The organism is Planktothrix mougeotii LEGE 06226 (genome assembly GCF_015207485.1).
In the GTDB taxonomy this organism is placed as follows: Bacteria; Cyanobacteriota; Cyanobacteriia; order Cyanobacteriales; family Microcoleaceae; genus Planktothrix.
Genome location: NZ_JADEWU010000018.1, coordinates 25,692 through 42,217, shown reverse-complemented (window position 1 = coordinate 42,217; position 16,526 = coordinate 25,692). Strand labels below are relative to the sequence as shown.

12 protein-coding genes and 1 pseudogene are annotated in these 16,526 nt (G+C 36.1%); 6 read left to right on the top strand and 7 right to left on the bottom strand.

The annotated features are described in order from the left end of the window. Positions 1 to 142: 142 nt before the first annotated feature. The gene (locus tag IQ236_RS10230; RefSeq protein ID WP_193869162.1) at positions 143 to 796 is read left to right on the top strand and encodes a YsnF/AvaK domain-containing protein; all 654 of its coding nucleotides are present in this window, start codon (positions 143 to 145) and stop codon (positions 794 to 796) included. Between the two features lie 4 nt (positions 797 to 800). Here the strand turns inward: IQ236_RS10230 and IQ236_RS27695 are convergent, their stop codons facing one another. Both IQ236_RS27695 and IQ236_RS27690 read right to left on the bottom strand, forming a co-directional pair. Then, a complete protein-coding gene (locus tag IQ236_RS27695; protein WP_228041527.1) occupies positions 801 to 1,316 on the bottom strand; it encodes a hypothetical protein in 516 nt (171 codons plus the stop codon). Next, positions 1,297 to 1,728 carry a chemotaxis protein CheB gene (locus tag IQ236_RS27690; RefSeq protein ID WP_228041526.1) on the bottom strand — a complete coding sequence of 144 codons (432 nt, stop codon included), beginning with the start codon at positions 1,726 to 1,728 and terminating at the stop codon, positions 1,297 to 1,299. The genes IQ236_RS27695 and IQ236_RS27690 overlap by 20 nt, the downstream gene beginning before the upstream one ends. Before the next feature lie 269 nt (positions 1,729 to 1,997). On the opposite strand from IQ236_RS27690, the gene IQ236_RS10220 reads away from it, so the two are divergent. Then, positions 1,998 to 3,860: a CheR family methyltransferase gene (locus IQ236_RS10220; protein ID WP_193869161.1), complete on the top strand. Its 1,863-nt coding sequence runs from the start codon at positions 1,998 to 2,000 to the stop codon at positions 3,858 to 3,860. Positions 3,861 to 4,048: 188 nt separating this feature from the next. Here the strand turns inward: IQ236_RS10220 and IQ236_RS27685 are convergent. The 5 genes and pseudogenes from IQ236_RS27685 to IQ236_RS10195 form a co-directional block, all read right to left on the bottom strand. Further along, positions 4,049 to 4,219 (bottom strand): annotated as a pseudogene (locus IQ236_RS27685) (Uma2 family endonuclease); the annotation flags it as partial. Positions 4,220 to 4,371: 152 nt separating this feature from the next. Continuing rightward, entirely contained in the window at positions 4,372 to 7,245 is a 2,874-nt protein-coding gene (locus IQ236_RS10210; protein WP_193869159.1) for a hypothetical protein, read from the bottom strand. Further along, positions 7,238 to 8,875 (bottom strand): Swt1 family HEPN domain-containing protein, encoded by a 1,638-nt coding sequence (locus tag IQ236_RS10205; RefSeq protein ID WP_193869158.1) that lies wholly within the window; start codon positions 8,873 to 8,875, stop codon positions 7,238 to 7,240. Before IQ236_RS10205 ends, IQ236_RS10210 begins: the two co-directional genes overlap by 8 nt. A 53-nt stretch (positions 8,876 to 8,928) precedes the next feature. Next, on the bottom strand, positions 8,929 to 11,028 hold the full coding sequence (locus IQ236_RS10200; RefSeq protein ID WP_193869157.1) for a single-stranded-DNA-specific exonuclease RecJ: 2,100 nt from the start codon (positions 11,026 to 11,028) through the stop codon (positions 8,929 to 8,931). A gap of 182 nt (positions 11,029 to 11,210) precedes the next feature. Further along, positions 11,211 to 11,495 (bottom strand): DUF427 domain-containing protein, encoded by a 285-nt coding sequence (locus IQ236_RS10195; protein ID WP_190522215.1) that lies wholly within the window; start codon positions 11,493 to 11,495, stop codon positions 11,211 to 11,213. A gap of 162 nt (positions 11,496 to 11,657) precedes the next feature. Between IQ236_RS10195 and recQ the strand changes: the two genes are divergently transcribed. From recQ to IQ236_RS10175, 4 genes are read left to right on the top strand one after another with little or no spacing between them, the layout of a single operon-like run. After that, positions 11,658 to 13,859: a DNA helicase RecQ gene (gene recQ, locus IQ236_RS10190; protein WP_193869156.1), complete on the top strand. Its 2,202-nt coding sequence runs from the start codon at positions 11,658 to 11,660 to the stop codon at positions 13,857 to 13,859. Between the two features lie 51 nt (positions 13,860 to 13,910). Beyond that, on the top strand, positions 13,911 to 14,546 hold the full coding sequence (locus tag IQ236_RS10185; RefSeq protein WP_193869201.1) for an HAD-IB family phosphatase: 636 nt from the start codon (positions 13,911 to 13,913) through the stop codon (positions 14,544 to 14,546). 39 nt (positions 14,547 to 14,585) lie between these two features. Continuing rightward, positions 14,586 to 15,626 carry a patatin-like phospholipase family protein gene (locus tag IQ236_RS10180; RefSeq protein WP_193869155.1) on the top strand — a complete coding sequence of 347 codons (1,041 nt, stop codon included), beginning with the start codon at positions 14,586 to 14,588 and terminating at the stop codon, positions 15,624 to 15,626. 20 nt (positions 15,627 to 15,646) lie between these two features. Further along, a complete protein-coding gene (locus IQ236_RS10175; RefSeq protein WP_193869154.1) occupies positions 15,647 to 16,498 on the top strand; it encodes an RnfABCDGE type electron transport complex subunit D in 852 nt (283 codons plus the stop codon). Positions 16,499 to 16,526 lie beyond the last annotated feature (28 nt).

Sequence of the window (16,526 nt, the reverse complement as noted above, 5' to 3'; positions counted from 1 at the left end):
TTGATTCTGTAGAGAAAGCTTAGTTTTTTCTGTAGAGATGTTCCCCAAAATATCTCTACAGAACCCTAATCTTGTAATTCTTTATAGTGAGTTAAATTTTTACTAATTTTTTTAATTTCAAGCTTGAAAAGAGGTAATAAAGATGGCTTATTCTTATCCTGAAGGGTATCATAAAAATAGGAAAGTTGAACAATTAGCAAAAAAACTCAACGGCTGTTGGATTCAAACCTTAGATGGGGAAGTTGTTGGTCAAGTCATTGATGTTATTTCCAATGCTAAAGGAAAAGTGGAATTAGTCGTTCCTCTGAATATAACTCCTGAAAATCGTCAGCAATTATTGTTACTCAAAGCGAACTTAATTAAACAAACTCATATTGATGATCGTTTACTCTTTATTGAACGAACACCAGAGTTAGAACCCTTTCTCAAGACCCACCCAAATTCCTCAACTCCTCAACAATATTTTCCTACTCCTATTCCATCCTTTTCCCTCAACGATGAAGAAGATGAAACCGATTCAACCTTACCATTACCTGCTTCTGAAAATCAACCCAATATTGTCGATAATATAACCATTCCTTTAAAAGAAGAAAAATTAATCGTCGAACGGGAACGCCGTAAAGTAGGAGAAGTTGTTATTCGTAAACAAGTTGAAACTTATTTTGTTCAAGTTCCGGTTAAACGAGAAAAACTTGTCATTGAGCAAGTCGGAACCGATGATCAAATCTTAGCAGAAATTCCGTTATCTGAAGAAACAATTCGAGTCGTCAAAACCGAAAATCCAGACCCCCAATAGTTGCTTAGTGGGTTTCCATTTGTTGTAAAATAACTTGACGCACTAGAGCCGCTTGTTGTTCTGCTTCCTGTGCTCGCTGTAAAAATTGGCTTTCTGAAAGGGTACGATGGTGGGTTCGAGCTTGGGTTGCCATCCGTCGTGCTAACGCCGCTTTTTCTTCTAACGCCCGAATAGCCCCCCACAACGCCCGTTCCACATCATTTCCTTGTTGTTCGAGTAAACTATCAACAGAATAGGCGTGTCCGACATGGCACCGATACCGCAGCACATTTCCCTCTTGTAATTCCCACAAGACCCCCCCACAGTCTGGACAGGTTAACATGGAGGCCGACCCAGAATGTTTTCCTTGTTCCAAATCCGCTTTATGCTGGGCGACAATTTCACTTTCTTTGGCGATTTCATCCACCATAATTTCTTCCTGTTGAATGGGTTGATTGGTACGCTGAATCAACATTGAGGGGATCTCTGCAACCTTTAAAATATGGTCAATTTTCACCCGTTCAATGGCACTGCGGGGCATTCGGTGAAAACAAAGCTTGATCAGGATCTTGTACAATCGTCACGCCGCCATAGTGTTTAATTAAAGCTAACCCTACAGTTCCATCATCCATGCTTCCTGATAAAATTACTCCGATGACTCGCTGGCGATAGGAATGGGCTGCCGAACGAAACATCGTATCAATCGACGGACGAAAGGCATTTTCACGGGGGCCATGACTTAACCGGATATGCTCTGGTTTAATAATTAAATGGTAATCTGGCCGAGCAACATAGATGATTCCGGGGCGAATGACTTCGTGATCTTGGGGATGTATCCCTTGCAGATGTCCCCGTCGGTTGAGAATTTGAGGCAAAACACTAATACTATTACTAGGAAAATGTAAGGTGACGAACAAAGCGGCGGGGAAGTCGTGGGGTAGAGGATTGACCAATTAGGTTAATGCTTCTACTCCCCCAGCCGACGCACCAATCACAATTATGTCAGGTTTGACCATTGGTTTTCCCGGTAACGAGGATTTTTCAAATTGATGAAAGAGACGACAGCATTGAACAGTTCCTAAAACTAGACTATCATTTTATTTTCGATCCTGATGAAAAACCATCATCTATTTTTGATTAAAAGGGTTGACTGAGTGAATTAAAAGTGTCTCATTTATTCTCCAAAATTTAAGCAATATTCATCTCAAGGAGGTCAATCAAGGTGACAAATTCCAGTAAAAATATAGAATTTGAAGCTCTGCTGGACTATGTAAAACGGAGTCGAGGGTTTGACTTTGCTGGATATAAACGTTCGAGCTTAATGCGTCGCGTCAACAAACGGATGCAAACGATTAACATTGAAGGCTATAGTAATTATCTGGATTATTTAGAAGTTCACCCCGAAGAATTTAATTTTTTATTTACCACCATCTTAATTAATGTTACCTCTTTTTGGCGCGATCGCACCGCTTGGGATTATGTCAGAGATGAAATTATCCCCCGAATTCTAGCCCATAAAGAACCTCATGAAACCATCAGAATTTGGAGTGCTGGCTGTGCTTCCGGTGAAGAAGCTTATACCATTTCGATGATGGTTGCAGAAGCAATTGGCATTGAGCAGTTTCGAGAACGGGTTAAAATTTATGCCACAGATATTGATGAAGAAGCTCTAGGTCAAGCTCGACAAGCGATTTATCTTCAGAAGGATCTCAATGGTTTATCTTCAGAACAAATCGAACAGTTTTTTGAAAAAATTGATACCCGTTATACCTTTCGTAAAGATTTACGTCGCTGCGTGATTTTTGGTCGTCATGATCTACTTCAAGATGCTCCGATTTCTAAAGTTGATTTATTAGTTTGTCGCAATACTTTAATGTATTTTAATGCGGAAGCTCAAAGCCGAATTTTAGCTCGATTTCACTTTGCACTGCGGGATGGAGGATTCCTGTTTTTAGGAAAAGCGGAGATGTTATTAACTCATGCTAATACCTTTACACCTACAGATCTAAAGTGTCGAGTTTTTGCTAAAGTTCCTAAACTCAATCTTCGAGATCGATTATTAATTATGGCACAAACAGGGAATGAAGAAGCCGTCAACCATCTTTCGAGTCATGTTCGTTTACGGGAATTAGCCTTTGATAGTGGCCCCTGCGCCCGGATTATTATTGATATGAATGGTTTACTCGCCCTGGCGAATGAACGTGCCCGATTTTTATTTAATTTAACCAACCGTGATGTCGGACGTCCGTTACAAGATTTAGAGATTTCCTATCGTCCTATTGAATTACGTTCCTGTATGGAACAAGCATATAGTGAAAAACGGGCTGTGAATATCCGAGATATTGAATTACAAATGGCTTCGGGTGATATTATTTTTATTGATATTCAGGTTTGTCCGTTGTTAGATGCCAATAATCAAACTTTGGGAATTAGTATTAATTTTATTGATATGACTCGCTATAAAAATTTACAAGAAGATTTAGAACATTCTAATCAAGAATTAGAAATGGCCTATGAAGAATTACAGTCTACCAATGAAGAATTAGAAACCACTAATGAAGAGTTACAGTCCAGTAATGAAGAGTTAGAAACCACCAATGAAGAGTTACAGTCTACCAATGAAGAATTAGAGACGATGAACGAAGAGTTACAATCTACCAATGAAGAGTTACAAACCGTTAATGATGAATTACAGCGCAGAGGAGAAGAATTAAACCAAGCCAATGCCTTTTTACAATCAATTTTAACCAGTTTAAAAGGTGGTGTTGTGGTTCTTAATCGAGATTTACAAGTGCAAATTTGGAATTATAAATCCGAAGATCTTTGGGGTCTGAGACATGAAGAAGCGATTAAACAAAACTTTTTAAACTTGGATATTGGTTTACCCGTTGACAAGCTCCGACAACCGATTCGGATTTGTCTTTCCGGTGAAATTAATCAAGCTTCAAAAGTCATTGTTAATGCGATTAATCGTCGAGGAAAAAGCATTCAATGTCAAGTTAACTGTAGCCCCTTAATGGGTAGCCAAGGACAAATTCAAGGCGTTATTTTATTAATGGAAGAACTAGAAGAGGCCAATATTTAATCTTATAATAAAAACACCCTGCTTGACCAGTCAGGGCTGTTTCATTCTCAAGGCAAATTTCTCTGAGACCTCTCCCCCAGATGCCTCTGCTCCTCAAGTTTTGACGGTGCAAACATTACCGTTAAAATAAACCTAATATTTTCTAACTGCTGATCTAATATTTTAATTTTTAAACTACATCCTAGAGTTTTAGCGATCGCATTAATAACTGTTACCAGTTCTCCTTGGATTGTACTATGTTTTCCTTGTGGCATGGGTTTCTGGATAATTTGACCCTTAATATATTCGTTTGCGGGTTTGGTTTCGGGTAAGTTTAGAAATTCTTCTAAACTCAATGTTTTGTTAAAAATTTGTACCATTATTAATTCCCTTGTTCAGATTTTAACCTGTCTGATTCAATCATAACCCTGTAGGGGCGAGGCGCGCCTCGCCCTTACGAAATCTTGGGATATCATCAACAATATTATTAAGCAATATTGCGATGTTGTGACCAAAATTGACCCACTCTTATTTATTCTTCATCTTCTAAGGTTAGGAAATGAAGTTTCCCGAATATTTCAGCAGCTACAATTGTTTTTCCATCAGGAGAAACTGTGTAACAAGCTAGAGGATTATCTGCTGTAAAAGTAGCTTTAACATTTCCTGTCTCTAAGTCCCAGACGATCAGATTATTGCCTTTATAAATTGAAATAACTTTTTTGAAATCTGGAGTAATAGTTACTTCTGTTTCAGAATCACTCCACTGATTTTTTATTTGAAAAATTTCATGTCCAGTTTGTAAGTTAAAAATTTTCAAATATTGATCATTTGTAGCTACAAGCATTCTACTATTATCAGTTGATATTTTAACAAATAAAATATATCCTGTTAAATTGATAGTATAAACTTTTTGACCTGTTTCTAAACTCCAAGCTTCTAAATTACGAATTGTTGCATGATTATTTTTTTCAAAAGTTTGTATCAAAATTAACTGACTATCTTTTGTTACATCTATAAACTCGATTGATGCTGTATTGTTAGTAATTATATAGGTTTGTTCTAAACTCCAAATTATTAAAGTATGAAAGATAGGTTTATTACGAATAGTTTTTGAGTCTTTTATAGAATAAAATATTGCTCTTTTAGAATTAGGAGTAACTGTAATAAATTCTCCATCCAGACAAAATAAGTCTTCTCCTGTCTCTATATTCCAAATGGTTTTCTCTGGTCTTTTTGTCTGACCATAATAGCCAGAAATAGCTAGTTTATTATCTGCAAACAATAATTCTATATAGGGTTCTATTGTTGAATTACTCATGAATTTTTTAATAAAACTTTCGATATCATCTTCATCATCCTCGGTTTCATTATATTGATTTAATAAATTATTTTCCGTTGAATTATATTTTTCTTCTTTATATTTATCAAATTTTATAATTTTATTTTTTTTTATATCTAAAACTATTATACTTTTATCTTCTAAAGACAAAATATATGTTGAAATATCTTCCGTAATATAAACATCAATGATGTTTCCACCTAGTTCTTGTATCTTTTGTGAAGTAATCAAATCATATAATATTAACTTATTATTGATAATTACGAATAAAAAATTTTTGATTATTTTAGCTTTATTAAATAATAAACCACCATTTCCATCAGGTTCTAAACATAAAGTCAGTTCACACTTTTCCAAATCATAAATTTTGAGTCCCCGTAACAACAAAGTTTGCCACATTAAGTAGTTAGTATTAGGATTTACTTTAATGTTATTTATGCTCTCATTAAGATATAATGTTCTTGATTTTAGACTATCAAGCCTAAAACATTCTATCCCAGTATTGTCATGGTAATAAACAATTAACCATTTTCCATTATCAGTAATGTCAAGATATCTAGGATAGATAATTGGTTTATTTTCTTTTTCAGTAAAAATTAACATTTTATCCCAGTCAAAAATCTGAATATCATCTCCAATAGTACCTATAAATAGGTTTTCATTATAATTCAATGCAAATATATGAAAATATTGATTAAATGTATTAACTTGATTCTGATCTTCTAAATTTATGATTATTGTTTGTCTCTCAGAGATATAACCAATGGCTTTATCTTCATAATTATAAGAATAAATTATTTTTTTATTATTAGGAGTTAATTGAGAAGTGACTATCCCATTAGATTTTAACTCAAATTCTATATTGATTTCTGGCAGATCAAAATTTATTCTACAAATAAAACTTATAGTAAAATCCCAAGAAAGGTTTTCATAGCTTATCTTTAAAAGACAACTTGTATTTTCTAAATATAATATTTTTAAATCATCAAACAAGGCAATTTCGTTTTCATTAAAACTTCTTTGTTTTTGATAGTAGTTCTTAATCAAATCTAAAATTTTACTGTTAGTTTCATATAAACTTATTTGCTCCTTCTCAATTTTCCAAATAACCCAGCTATCAACTAAACTTAATGTTTTCAAATCCCAAATTTGTAAAAAACCATCTTCTAAACAAGCAATTAACTTATTGTTATCAGGTGTAACTGCTAAAGAACGAATACTTTGCTGACATTCAAAACCAGCAATTTCTTGTTGAGTTTCTAAACTCCACAGTTTAACCGTTTTATCCTCAGAACCGGAATACAATATTTTACCATCAGAACTTAATGCTAATGTCGGGATAATTCCTTGATGACCCCTCAAAGTATAAATTTCCTGTCCAGTTTCTAAACTCCAAACTTTAATCGTATGGTCTGCTGACCCTGAAATAACTTGTTTTCCATCAGAAGTTAAAACCAAAGTTAATACACTTCCGGTGTGACCTGTTAAGGTATAAATTTCCTGTCCAGTTGCAATATCCCAAACCTTAATTGTATGATCCTCAGAACCCGAAATTAACCATTGACTATCAGGAGTCACTTCTAGCGCTAATATTTCATCGGTGTGACCCACAAGAGTCCGCAGTAAGGGACTATCAGGTTTTGTTAAACTTCCTTCTAATGGACGTAACCAAGGTGTTGTTTGATTAGTTTGGATGTCTTCTAAAAAATTTTGAATCAGAGGATTTTCAAACTCAAGTAAACGTCCGAGTAGCTGTGCTGCTAATTGAGTTTTATCTTCTTTTAAAATATGAGAAGATAAGCGAATAGCACCTTGTATTAATCTAAAAGTTTCTGTTTGTGCTTCTGATAAGATAATATTGGCACTATTCAATCCTAACTCATAATCTTCTATTAACGCTTCAACTCCACAAACCGATAATTTTTCCTCAATAAACTCAAAACTAGATAACAAACGAAATAAATCATTAACATACCCCGCTTTTTCCGAATGGGTAGCAGCATTTTTTAATGTATATTCTCGTTTCTCAGCAGTCATCGTATTTAACCTAACGCGAATATCACCCATGACCAAATATTCCTCCGATTAAATTATCGGCAATTTGAGCATTAATTCCTGATAAGGTGACTCCTGCCGCCTGGACAATATCTTTACGCGCTAAAAAGTCGCAAAAACTTTGATGATAAATCCCATAACGAGTTTCGCCACCTATCACTTCTTCACGCAAAAATTGTTCCCACTCTTCTAACACTTCTTGAATTGTTAACGCATCTTCTTTAACAAAATCAACAATTAAATCACGAGAGACTGTTTCCCGTAATTCTGATAAAATATAAACAATTTTAATTTTTGTTCGGGGTAAGGGTTTTGTCATCATCCCCATTTGTCGCCAATGGTCTTCATAATACGCTTGCAACCCTTGGGGGAGTTGATTAATTGTTAAATCTTGATATTTACCTATTTCAATATCGCCTAAAATATAGCGTAAATACATGAAATTATTTTCACTTTTATCCGCTAATTGTGTGATAAAATTTTCGCCCGTTAACCCTTGATTTTGCACCCATGCGTTTAACTGAGGACGCTTTAATGCCTCCCGAATATAGGTTTTAATATCTGCTAAACTCTCCGCTTGATATTGCATGAGGTTAAACCGATGAATAGGTGTAGTAACCGTCAAAGGGAGGGTAATAGGTCGTTGGGTGAGTAGAAAATAAACTCCTTTCGGTAAACGAATCGGTAAATACAGGATATTTGCCCCACTATGATCACTGTGATCGACTTCATCTAAGGCATCAACAGCGATGATCAGTTTTGTTCCTGATTTCTGCTTGCTAACAATCTCATCTAATAGTTTAGCAAAAAATTGACCGTCTTTTCTAGCGTCCGCAGGTAAATTAGGATATGGTAAATTATAACGGCTAATCAGTTGAGTGCAAATACTTTCTAAAAAATTTTCAGCCCGGTTAACTCCCAGAGAACGAACATTAAAATGGGCAACACATCCAGTTTTCTCAACATATTTCGCTAATATAGCACTTTTGCCAATGCCGGGATCTCCTTCTATTATAAAATAACCATTAGGTTGATGATCTAAAAAGGTTTGAATGGCATCAAAAACAAATTCACGACCCACAAACCCTTCTATTTTTTCCTGAATTAAACGAGATTGTAATTGATTCTCATATTCAGGCTTTTCTTGTAACAGAGGAATGACTTCAGCCATTAATTGTTTGACTTCACTGATTCCATTTTTAGCTTGAATTGCTTCAAGCACTTGTAGCATTTTATCTAAAGAACGATAGGTATATTGAGAAGTAAAGTATTTTAATTTAATCCAATCATTAAGCCGAGGATGAGCCCATTTTCGACGAATATCCGCTAAATCAAAGATCAAACTAATATTATCCCGACTCAGAGTATTGTAAAAAGCCTCATCTCGTTCTTTAATAATAATCTGGAGTAACGCTTGGCAATCTTCAAGATTAACCTGGTTTCCTTGAAAATGAAATTGTTTATCAGCTAAACAGCCTTTTACAACGGTTTCCCAATTCTCCCCATAACGGCGTTGTAAAGTTTCTTTAACAAATGGTAATAAACCTTGCGCTAAATAAATTAACGCTTGACCCATTCGGGCATGATTTTGAACTAAAAGTTGTTTGTGTTGTTCTGTTGAGTGTTGATTATTGTTAGCCATTGATTAAATCCCAGGTACATTGTTGAATTTTAGAACAGTTACTAACTATCACTTTATCCTAACGCTTTAATAGCCGCTTGAATTAAATTGTAAAAACCAGGTTGAGAAACATCAACAGTTTGGGCATCTTGACGACTTTTTCCTAACAGTCCAAAGCGTTGACCTTTTTGTATGGCTAATACTTCCCCTTTTTGATTACGGATTCTTAATTCTTGGGTTTCACCCATAGCAGATAAACTACAATAATATTGTTTATTATTATAATAAAATTCTGTGCTTTTTGTCAATTGAGGTTGATAATTTTCGGGAGATTCGGGTAATCTTGCCCCCACTAATTCTAACTCTATATTGGTTTGACCGTTCCAAGTATTTTCTTTTAAATGATAGGCAATATCTAAACATTGAGGAAGGGGATAATAGTCTGCCCAACGCCAAGCCATTGCATTAATTGTAGGTAAAGCTGTGAGTTGAGTATGGGAAAATTTATCTTGGGTTAAGGTGAGTTTAATATGTCCTTTTCCGACCACTCGTTGTTGAATAATCCTAACATTCGGAGTCCAAAAGGTCGGGGAATTATTTTCAATACCGCAGGGATGTAATTGATCAAGTTGATCATAGAGATTAAAATTAATTTCACTTAAATTCGCTTGAGCATCAATTTTAATTAAGGGTTTGAGATGTTCTAATTCTAAACATTGATGGGCAAATTCCCTTAACCGCAGTCGAAATGGTTCTAAATTTTCCGCAGATAAAGAAAAGCCACCAGCGGCTTTATGTCCTCCAAATTTATGCAGTAAATCGTGACAATATTCTAAGGCTTTAAACACATTAAATTCAAAAATTCCCCTAGCTGAACCTCGAATCATTTGGGGAGATTCCGTTGTATTTTCTTCCTGTTCATAGGTTCCAATAAACACCGGAACCCCATATCGTTCAACTAAGCGAGATGCAACAATTCCAATCACCCCATGATGCCATTGAGGTTGTACTACTACTAACACCCGTTCTTGTTTAAAATCTATTTGTTGTTCTTCCACCCAAGCGATCGCTTCTTGTTCAATTTCTTCACATAACTGTTGACGTTTTTGATTAATTTGTTCACACTGCATTGCCCGTTCTAAGGCAATTCCCATATTATCTGTTGTTAATAATTCTATCACAATTTGCGGATCGGCTAACCGTCCAATGGCATTAATTCTCGGCCCTAACCGAAAGCCAATATCATCGGGTTTAAGGGTTTTAGAAGCGGGAGGAATGATAGGATTTTCGGGCTGTTCTTCTGATTTAACTTGATATCCAGTGGAAACTCCGGCGACTTGAATTAAGGCTTGAACTCCGGTGATTTGAGAATAAGGCAATAACTTTAAACCTCGTTTAACCCACCGTCGGTTAACGCCATTTAAGGGGGCTAAATCCGCAATCGTTCCTAATGTAAATAATTCTAATAAAGGATTAACTAACCCTTGAACTTTGCCTAATTTTTGAGCCAAACAAATCGCTAAAACATAAGCCACTCCCACCCCTGCTAATCCTCGATAGGGAGAGAATACAGGTAATAATTTAGGATTAAGAATAGCATCAGCCGGAGGAAGTTTTTCGGGTAAATCATGGTGATCGGTAATAATCACCGTCAAGTCTAATTCTTTCGCTCTAACAATGGGTTTATAAGCTGCAATTCCATTATCAACAGTAAGAATAATTTTAACGTCTTCCTGATGGAATTCTTCAACAATTCGGGTATTAATCCCATAACCTTCTTTCATGCGGCTGGGAATGGCATAATTAACATTAGCTCCTAATGTAGAAAGCGATCGCATTAATAAAGCGGTACTCGTCATTCCATCAGCATCATAATCCCCACAAATCGCTATTTTATCCCCTTGATTAATAGCAGATTCTAACAATTCTACACTTCTTGCTAAATCCTTAAATTCCTCCAAAGGAGACGGTAAAACTTGAGATTCTGGGGTGATAAATGCTTCCACCTGTTCCGGGGTTTCAATTCCTCGATTAATTAAGACTTGAGTGACTAAAGGGATAATTCCTGTTACATCCGATAAGTGTTGAGCGAGGGCGGGTTGTTGTGGAAAAATATACCACCGTTGATTCGGAAGTTGGGGAGAATTAAAAGACTCTGGAGGAGAAGGTTGCACAGTAAATTAGGATTAATCGATAATAGTTTAATTGTACTCAAAAGTGGAAGATTTTTATCAAAATTATTATTAATAAATCCTACAGCCGTAAATTAATTTTGAGCGTCAGGGCGAGATGACCTCGCCCCTACAAGTGATCTTTGGTTATGTTAATTTCAGTTCATCAATCAACATGAAACCCCTTAAACCTCAACCTTAACCCCTTTCCAAAATCCAATATAACCTTCAATATTTTTGGCAGCAGATTTTGTTTCTGGATAATACCAAGCGGCATCCTTATTCACTTGACCATCAACAACGATATCATAATAACTCGCCACCCCTTTCCAACCACAGGTAGTATGGGTATTACTTTCTTGGAAATAGTCACGATTGATGGAGTCCGGGGGAAAATATTGATTCCCCTCAACAACAACGCATTGGTCAGTTTCTGCCAAAACTGCACCATTCCAAACGGCTTTCGGCATAAAGCTCCTCTAAAATTGACAACGTTGTATTAAAATTTAACATCTTTGAGGCATTCAGTGTCTAGTCTTTGTTATCCAGAGCAAAATTTTATCGAGATCCCGCAGCCATTTACCCAGTTTTAATCATAAAATAAAAAAGACGTTTTATCTAAATTACGAGCAATGTCAGGGCTAATTTCTACTCCCTTTGCCCAACCCCAATCCCTAGAACAGTCCCTTAAACATTTCTTTGGCTATGATTCTTTTCGACCCGGGCAGCGCGAAATTATTGAACAGGCACTACAAAGGCGAGATTCATTAATTATTATGCCCACTGGAGGGGGAAAATCTTTGTGTTTTCAACTTCCGGCTTTATTAAAACCCGGATTAATGATAGTCGTGTCTCCTTTAATTGCCTTAATGCAAGATCAAGTGGAGGCATTACAAGATAATGGAGTTGGGGCGACATTTCTCAATAGTACCTTAACGGTTGCGGAGGGAAAAAACCGTGAAGCTGCGATTTTAAATGGTGAAATAAAACTGCTTTATGTTGCACCCGAACGATTATTATCCGAAAAGTTTTTATTATTTTTAGATTTGATAGAAGCTCAATTAGGAATTTCAGCTTTTGCCATTGATGAAGCGCACTGTGTTTCAGAATGGGGACATGATTTTCGCCCGGAATATCGCAAATTAAAACAACTGCGAAATCGTTATCCTAAAATTCCCGTTTTAGCCTTAACGGCAACGGCAACTCAACGGGTTAGACAGGATATTATTCAACAGTTAGAGTTGAGAAATCCCTATATTCATGTGGCTAGTTTTAATCGTCCTAATTTATATTATGAAGTTATTCCTAAGAAAAAACAAAATTTTACCCAGTTATTAAAAATAATTCAGGATGTCGGAGGTTCAGGAATTATTTATTGTTTAAGTCGAAAAAATGTAGAAGATCTCGCGTTTCGATTACAAAGTCATGGAATTTCTGCCTTACCCTACCATGCCGGAATGGAAGATACTTTACGGGCTGAAAATCAAACCCGATTTATTCGAGATGATGTGCAGATTATGGTAGCAACGATTGCCTTTGGTATGGGCATTAATAAACCCGATGTTCGGTTTGTGATTCATTATAATTTACCGCGAACCTTAGAAAGTTACTATCAAGAATCAGGACGGGCAGGACGGGATGGAGAACCAGCACGATGTACATTATTTTTTAGTTATGGTGATATTAAAACCATTGAATATTTAATTGATCAAAAACCCGATCCCGATGAACAACGCATTGCCCGTCAACAGTTACGGCAAATGTTAGATTATGCTGAAGCATCGGAATGTCGGCGCACAGTTCAATTGAGTTATTTTGGTGAATTTTTCTCAGAAAATTGTGCAAAATGTGATAATTGTAAGACCCAAAATCCCGTCGAAGATTGGACAATTGAAGCGATGAAATTTTTATCTTGTGTTGCCCGATGTCACGAAAGATTTGGGATGAATTATATTATTGATGTATTAAGAGGATCGAAAAGTCAAAAAATTATAGATCGACATCATGATCAACTGTCTACCTATGGCATTGGAAAAGATAAAACAGCAGAAGAATGGAAGAATTTAGGGCGATCGCTTTTACGTCAAGGACTCTTGGATCAAACCACCGATGGTTATGCAATATTAAAGTTAAATTCCCGTAGTTGGGAAGTGATGAAACGAGAAAGAAAAGTTGAAATTACAGTCATTAAAGAACAAAATCTGGAAAAATCAACTCGATCTTTAGCGGTGGAAGTTGAAATGCTATTTGAACAGTTACGCCAACTGCGAAAAAAATTAGCCGATGAACAATCTATCCCGCCCTATATGGTTTTTTCCGATTCTACCTTAAGATTAATGGCACAACAACGACCCCAAACTTTAGAAGAATTAAGTGGAATTTCTGGTGTAGGAAGTCATAAACTAGAACGGTATGGTAAACAATTTACTGAAGCCATTTCTACCTATTTTCAAGATCAAACGGGTTCAAATTATAAATCTAAATCATCAGAAGTTAAGCGTCTAACTCTGGAGGATTTATCCGATAGTTTAATCATGACTTTAGAGTTATGTCAACAGGGATTTAGTTTGAATGCGATCGCAAATCAACGAGGGTTAAAAACTAGCACCATTGCTGACCATTTAACCCAATTAATTGCAGCTAATCAGGATATAAATCTTGATCAATTCGTTGAACCAGAGCGTCAAAAGAAAATTATCCAAGCAGTAGAAAAAGTCGGAGATACCAGCTTAAAAATCCTTTACGAATATCTGGGAGAACAGTATAATTATGAAGAAATTAAATTAGTTCGAGAATGGTGGCGACAAAATCCTTATGAGTTGACTGATAACTGATAACTGATAACTGATAACTGATGACTGATAACTGATGACTGATAACTCATGATGAAACCCATTATTTTTTGTGACTTTGACGGAACAATTACCGCAGAAGAAACTTTTGTAGGAATGTTAAAAGAATTTGCTCCAGAAATGGCGGCTGAAATTATGCCATTATTGTATCGGCGGGAAATGACCTTACGAGAAGGAGTTAGAAAAATGTTAGAGTCGATTCCTTCCCGTTGCTATCCTGAAATTATTGAATTTTCAAGAACAAAGAAAATACGCTCAGGGTTTGTGGAATTTTTAGATTTTCTCCATATCCAAAGCGTTCCCTTCGTTTTAGTTTCAGGAGGGGTTCGAGTGATGGTAGAAACAGTTTTAGGAGATTTAAGTTCAAAAATTGATAGCATTTATGCTGTTGATTTAGAGACTTCAGGGGCGTATTTTAAAGTTCATTCTGAATTTGAAGCCGATACCGAATTAGTAGCTAAAGTTAAAGTGATGGAACGCTATCCTAACGCTGAACCCATTGCCATTGGAGACTCCGTAACAGACTTAAATATGGCTTTAGCTGCTCCTATTGTTTTTGCGCGTGATCGTTTAGCAGACTATTTAGATGAATATCAAAAACCTTATATCAATTGGAATGATTTTTTTGATATTCAAGCGTATTTATCAGAACATTGGAATCTTTCATAAACTGATCAGTATTTTTCTAAACGGAGGTTATCGTAAAAAATGTCACAATTTACTCGAATTCTTTCTCTTGATGGCGGGGGACTCCGAGGAATTATGTCCGCCGAAGTATTAAAGTATGTTGAACAGAAATTACAGGATTTTACGGGAAATTCTGATGCTAGAATTGCGGATTATTTTGATTTAATTGCGGGAACCAGCGCCGGAGGAATTTTAACGGCTCTTTATCTATGTCCTGATGCTGAAAATCCCCTCAGACCTCGGTGTTCTGCCCAAGAAGTTTATGATTTTTTTCGATATAAATCCAGTCAAATCTTTTATCCTTTTTTTAATGATTCTTTGCAAACAGTAGGAGGATTATTTAATGAAAAATACTCCTATCAAAAATTTAATCAGGTGATGGGTGATTTTTTTAAAGATCTTAAATTGAGCCAACTGCTTAAACCTTGTTTGATAACTTCCTATGAAATAGAAAGACGAGAAGCCCACTTTTTTACCCAACATGATGCTAACTCAAACCCAAAAGATGATTATTTAATTCGAGATGTTCTGCGGGCAACTTCTGCCGCCCCGACGTTTTTTGAGGTCGCTCAAATTCGCGCTCTCAACCAGGAGGTTTATACTTGTATTGATGGGGGAGTTTTTGCTAATAACCCAGCTTTGTGTGCCTACGCAGAAGCCCGTCATAAATTTAATCGAGACTCTAATCTTGATAACCGCTATGAAACAGGCCCAACGGCTAAAGACATGGTGATTTTATCATTAGGAACAGGGGAGGTTAAAAAGAAATATTCCTATCAGGAAGCGAAAGATTGGGGGAAATTAAAATGGCTTGATCCTCTATTTGATATTATTATGACCGGGGTAGCAGAAACCGTTGATTATCAAATGAAACAAATCTTTGATACGACGGGTAAACCTGAACATTATTTACGAATTAATACGGTTTTGAACGATCGCAAAACTTTACCGATGGATGATCCTTCCGAAGCCAATCTTAAGGCAATTAGTCAATTAGGGCAACAATTAACAGAACAATATCGTCAACCGTTAGATCAGTGGATTCAACTGCTTTTAGTTTAAGCTCATTTAAGGATGAACCCATGTTTAAAGATGCCCGTAACGCTCAGATTCTATTTTTGTCGTTGTTTTTACTTCTAGGAATTGGAACGAGAGATTGGACATTAAAACCTAATTTCATGTTGGTAATTGGGTGTAGTTGTTTATTGACTCAATGGTTTTTCTCTTGCCTTTCCTCCTTCTATATTAACAAAAAAATCACCTTTTTACCCCCAGAATTTTTAGCGTCTTGGCGCAGTGCGTTAATTACCACATTAGGGTTGTGTTTACTCCTCAGAGCTAACCATTGGACAACCGTAGCCTTAGCCGGATGTTGTGCGATCGCCAGTAAATTTATCTTTCAATCTCAAGGAAAACATTTTTTTAATCCCGCTAATTTTGGGATGATTATTGCTATCACTTTAACAGCCGATGCTTGGGTTTCTCCTGGACAATGGGGAACGGATTCTTGGTATTTCCTTCTATTTTTAGTAACGGGAGGAATTATTCTTAAAAAAGTCGGTCGTTGGGATACTTCCCTTGCCTTTTTAATCACCTATACGGGATTAGAAGCTTGGCGAAATTTCAGTTTAGGATGGAGTTGGGATGTTTATAGCCATCAACTCATGAGTGGCAGTTTATTATTATTTGCCTTCTTTATGATTACCGATCCACGTTCTATTCCCAATGCTCCCTTAAGCCGAATTTTATGGGCCGTATTAATCGCTGGATTAACCTTTATTTTACAACATCAATTTTTTATCTCAACGGCTCTATTCTGGTCATTATTTGCCCTATCTCCCCTGACTATTATCTTGGATCAAGTTTTTCGTGCCTCTCGCTTTTCTTGGTCACAACAACATCTCAAATCTTTGCCTTCATCTCCGGTTTTTTAGTTAATATTTCCATTCCTAATAGTGTTTA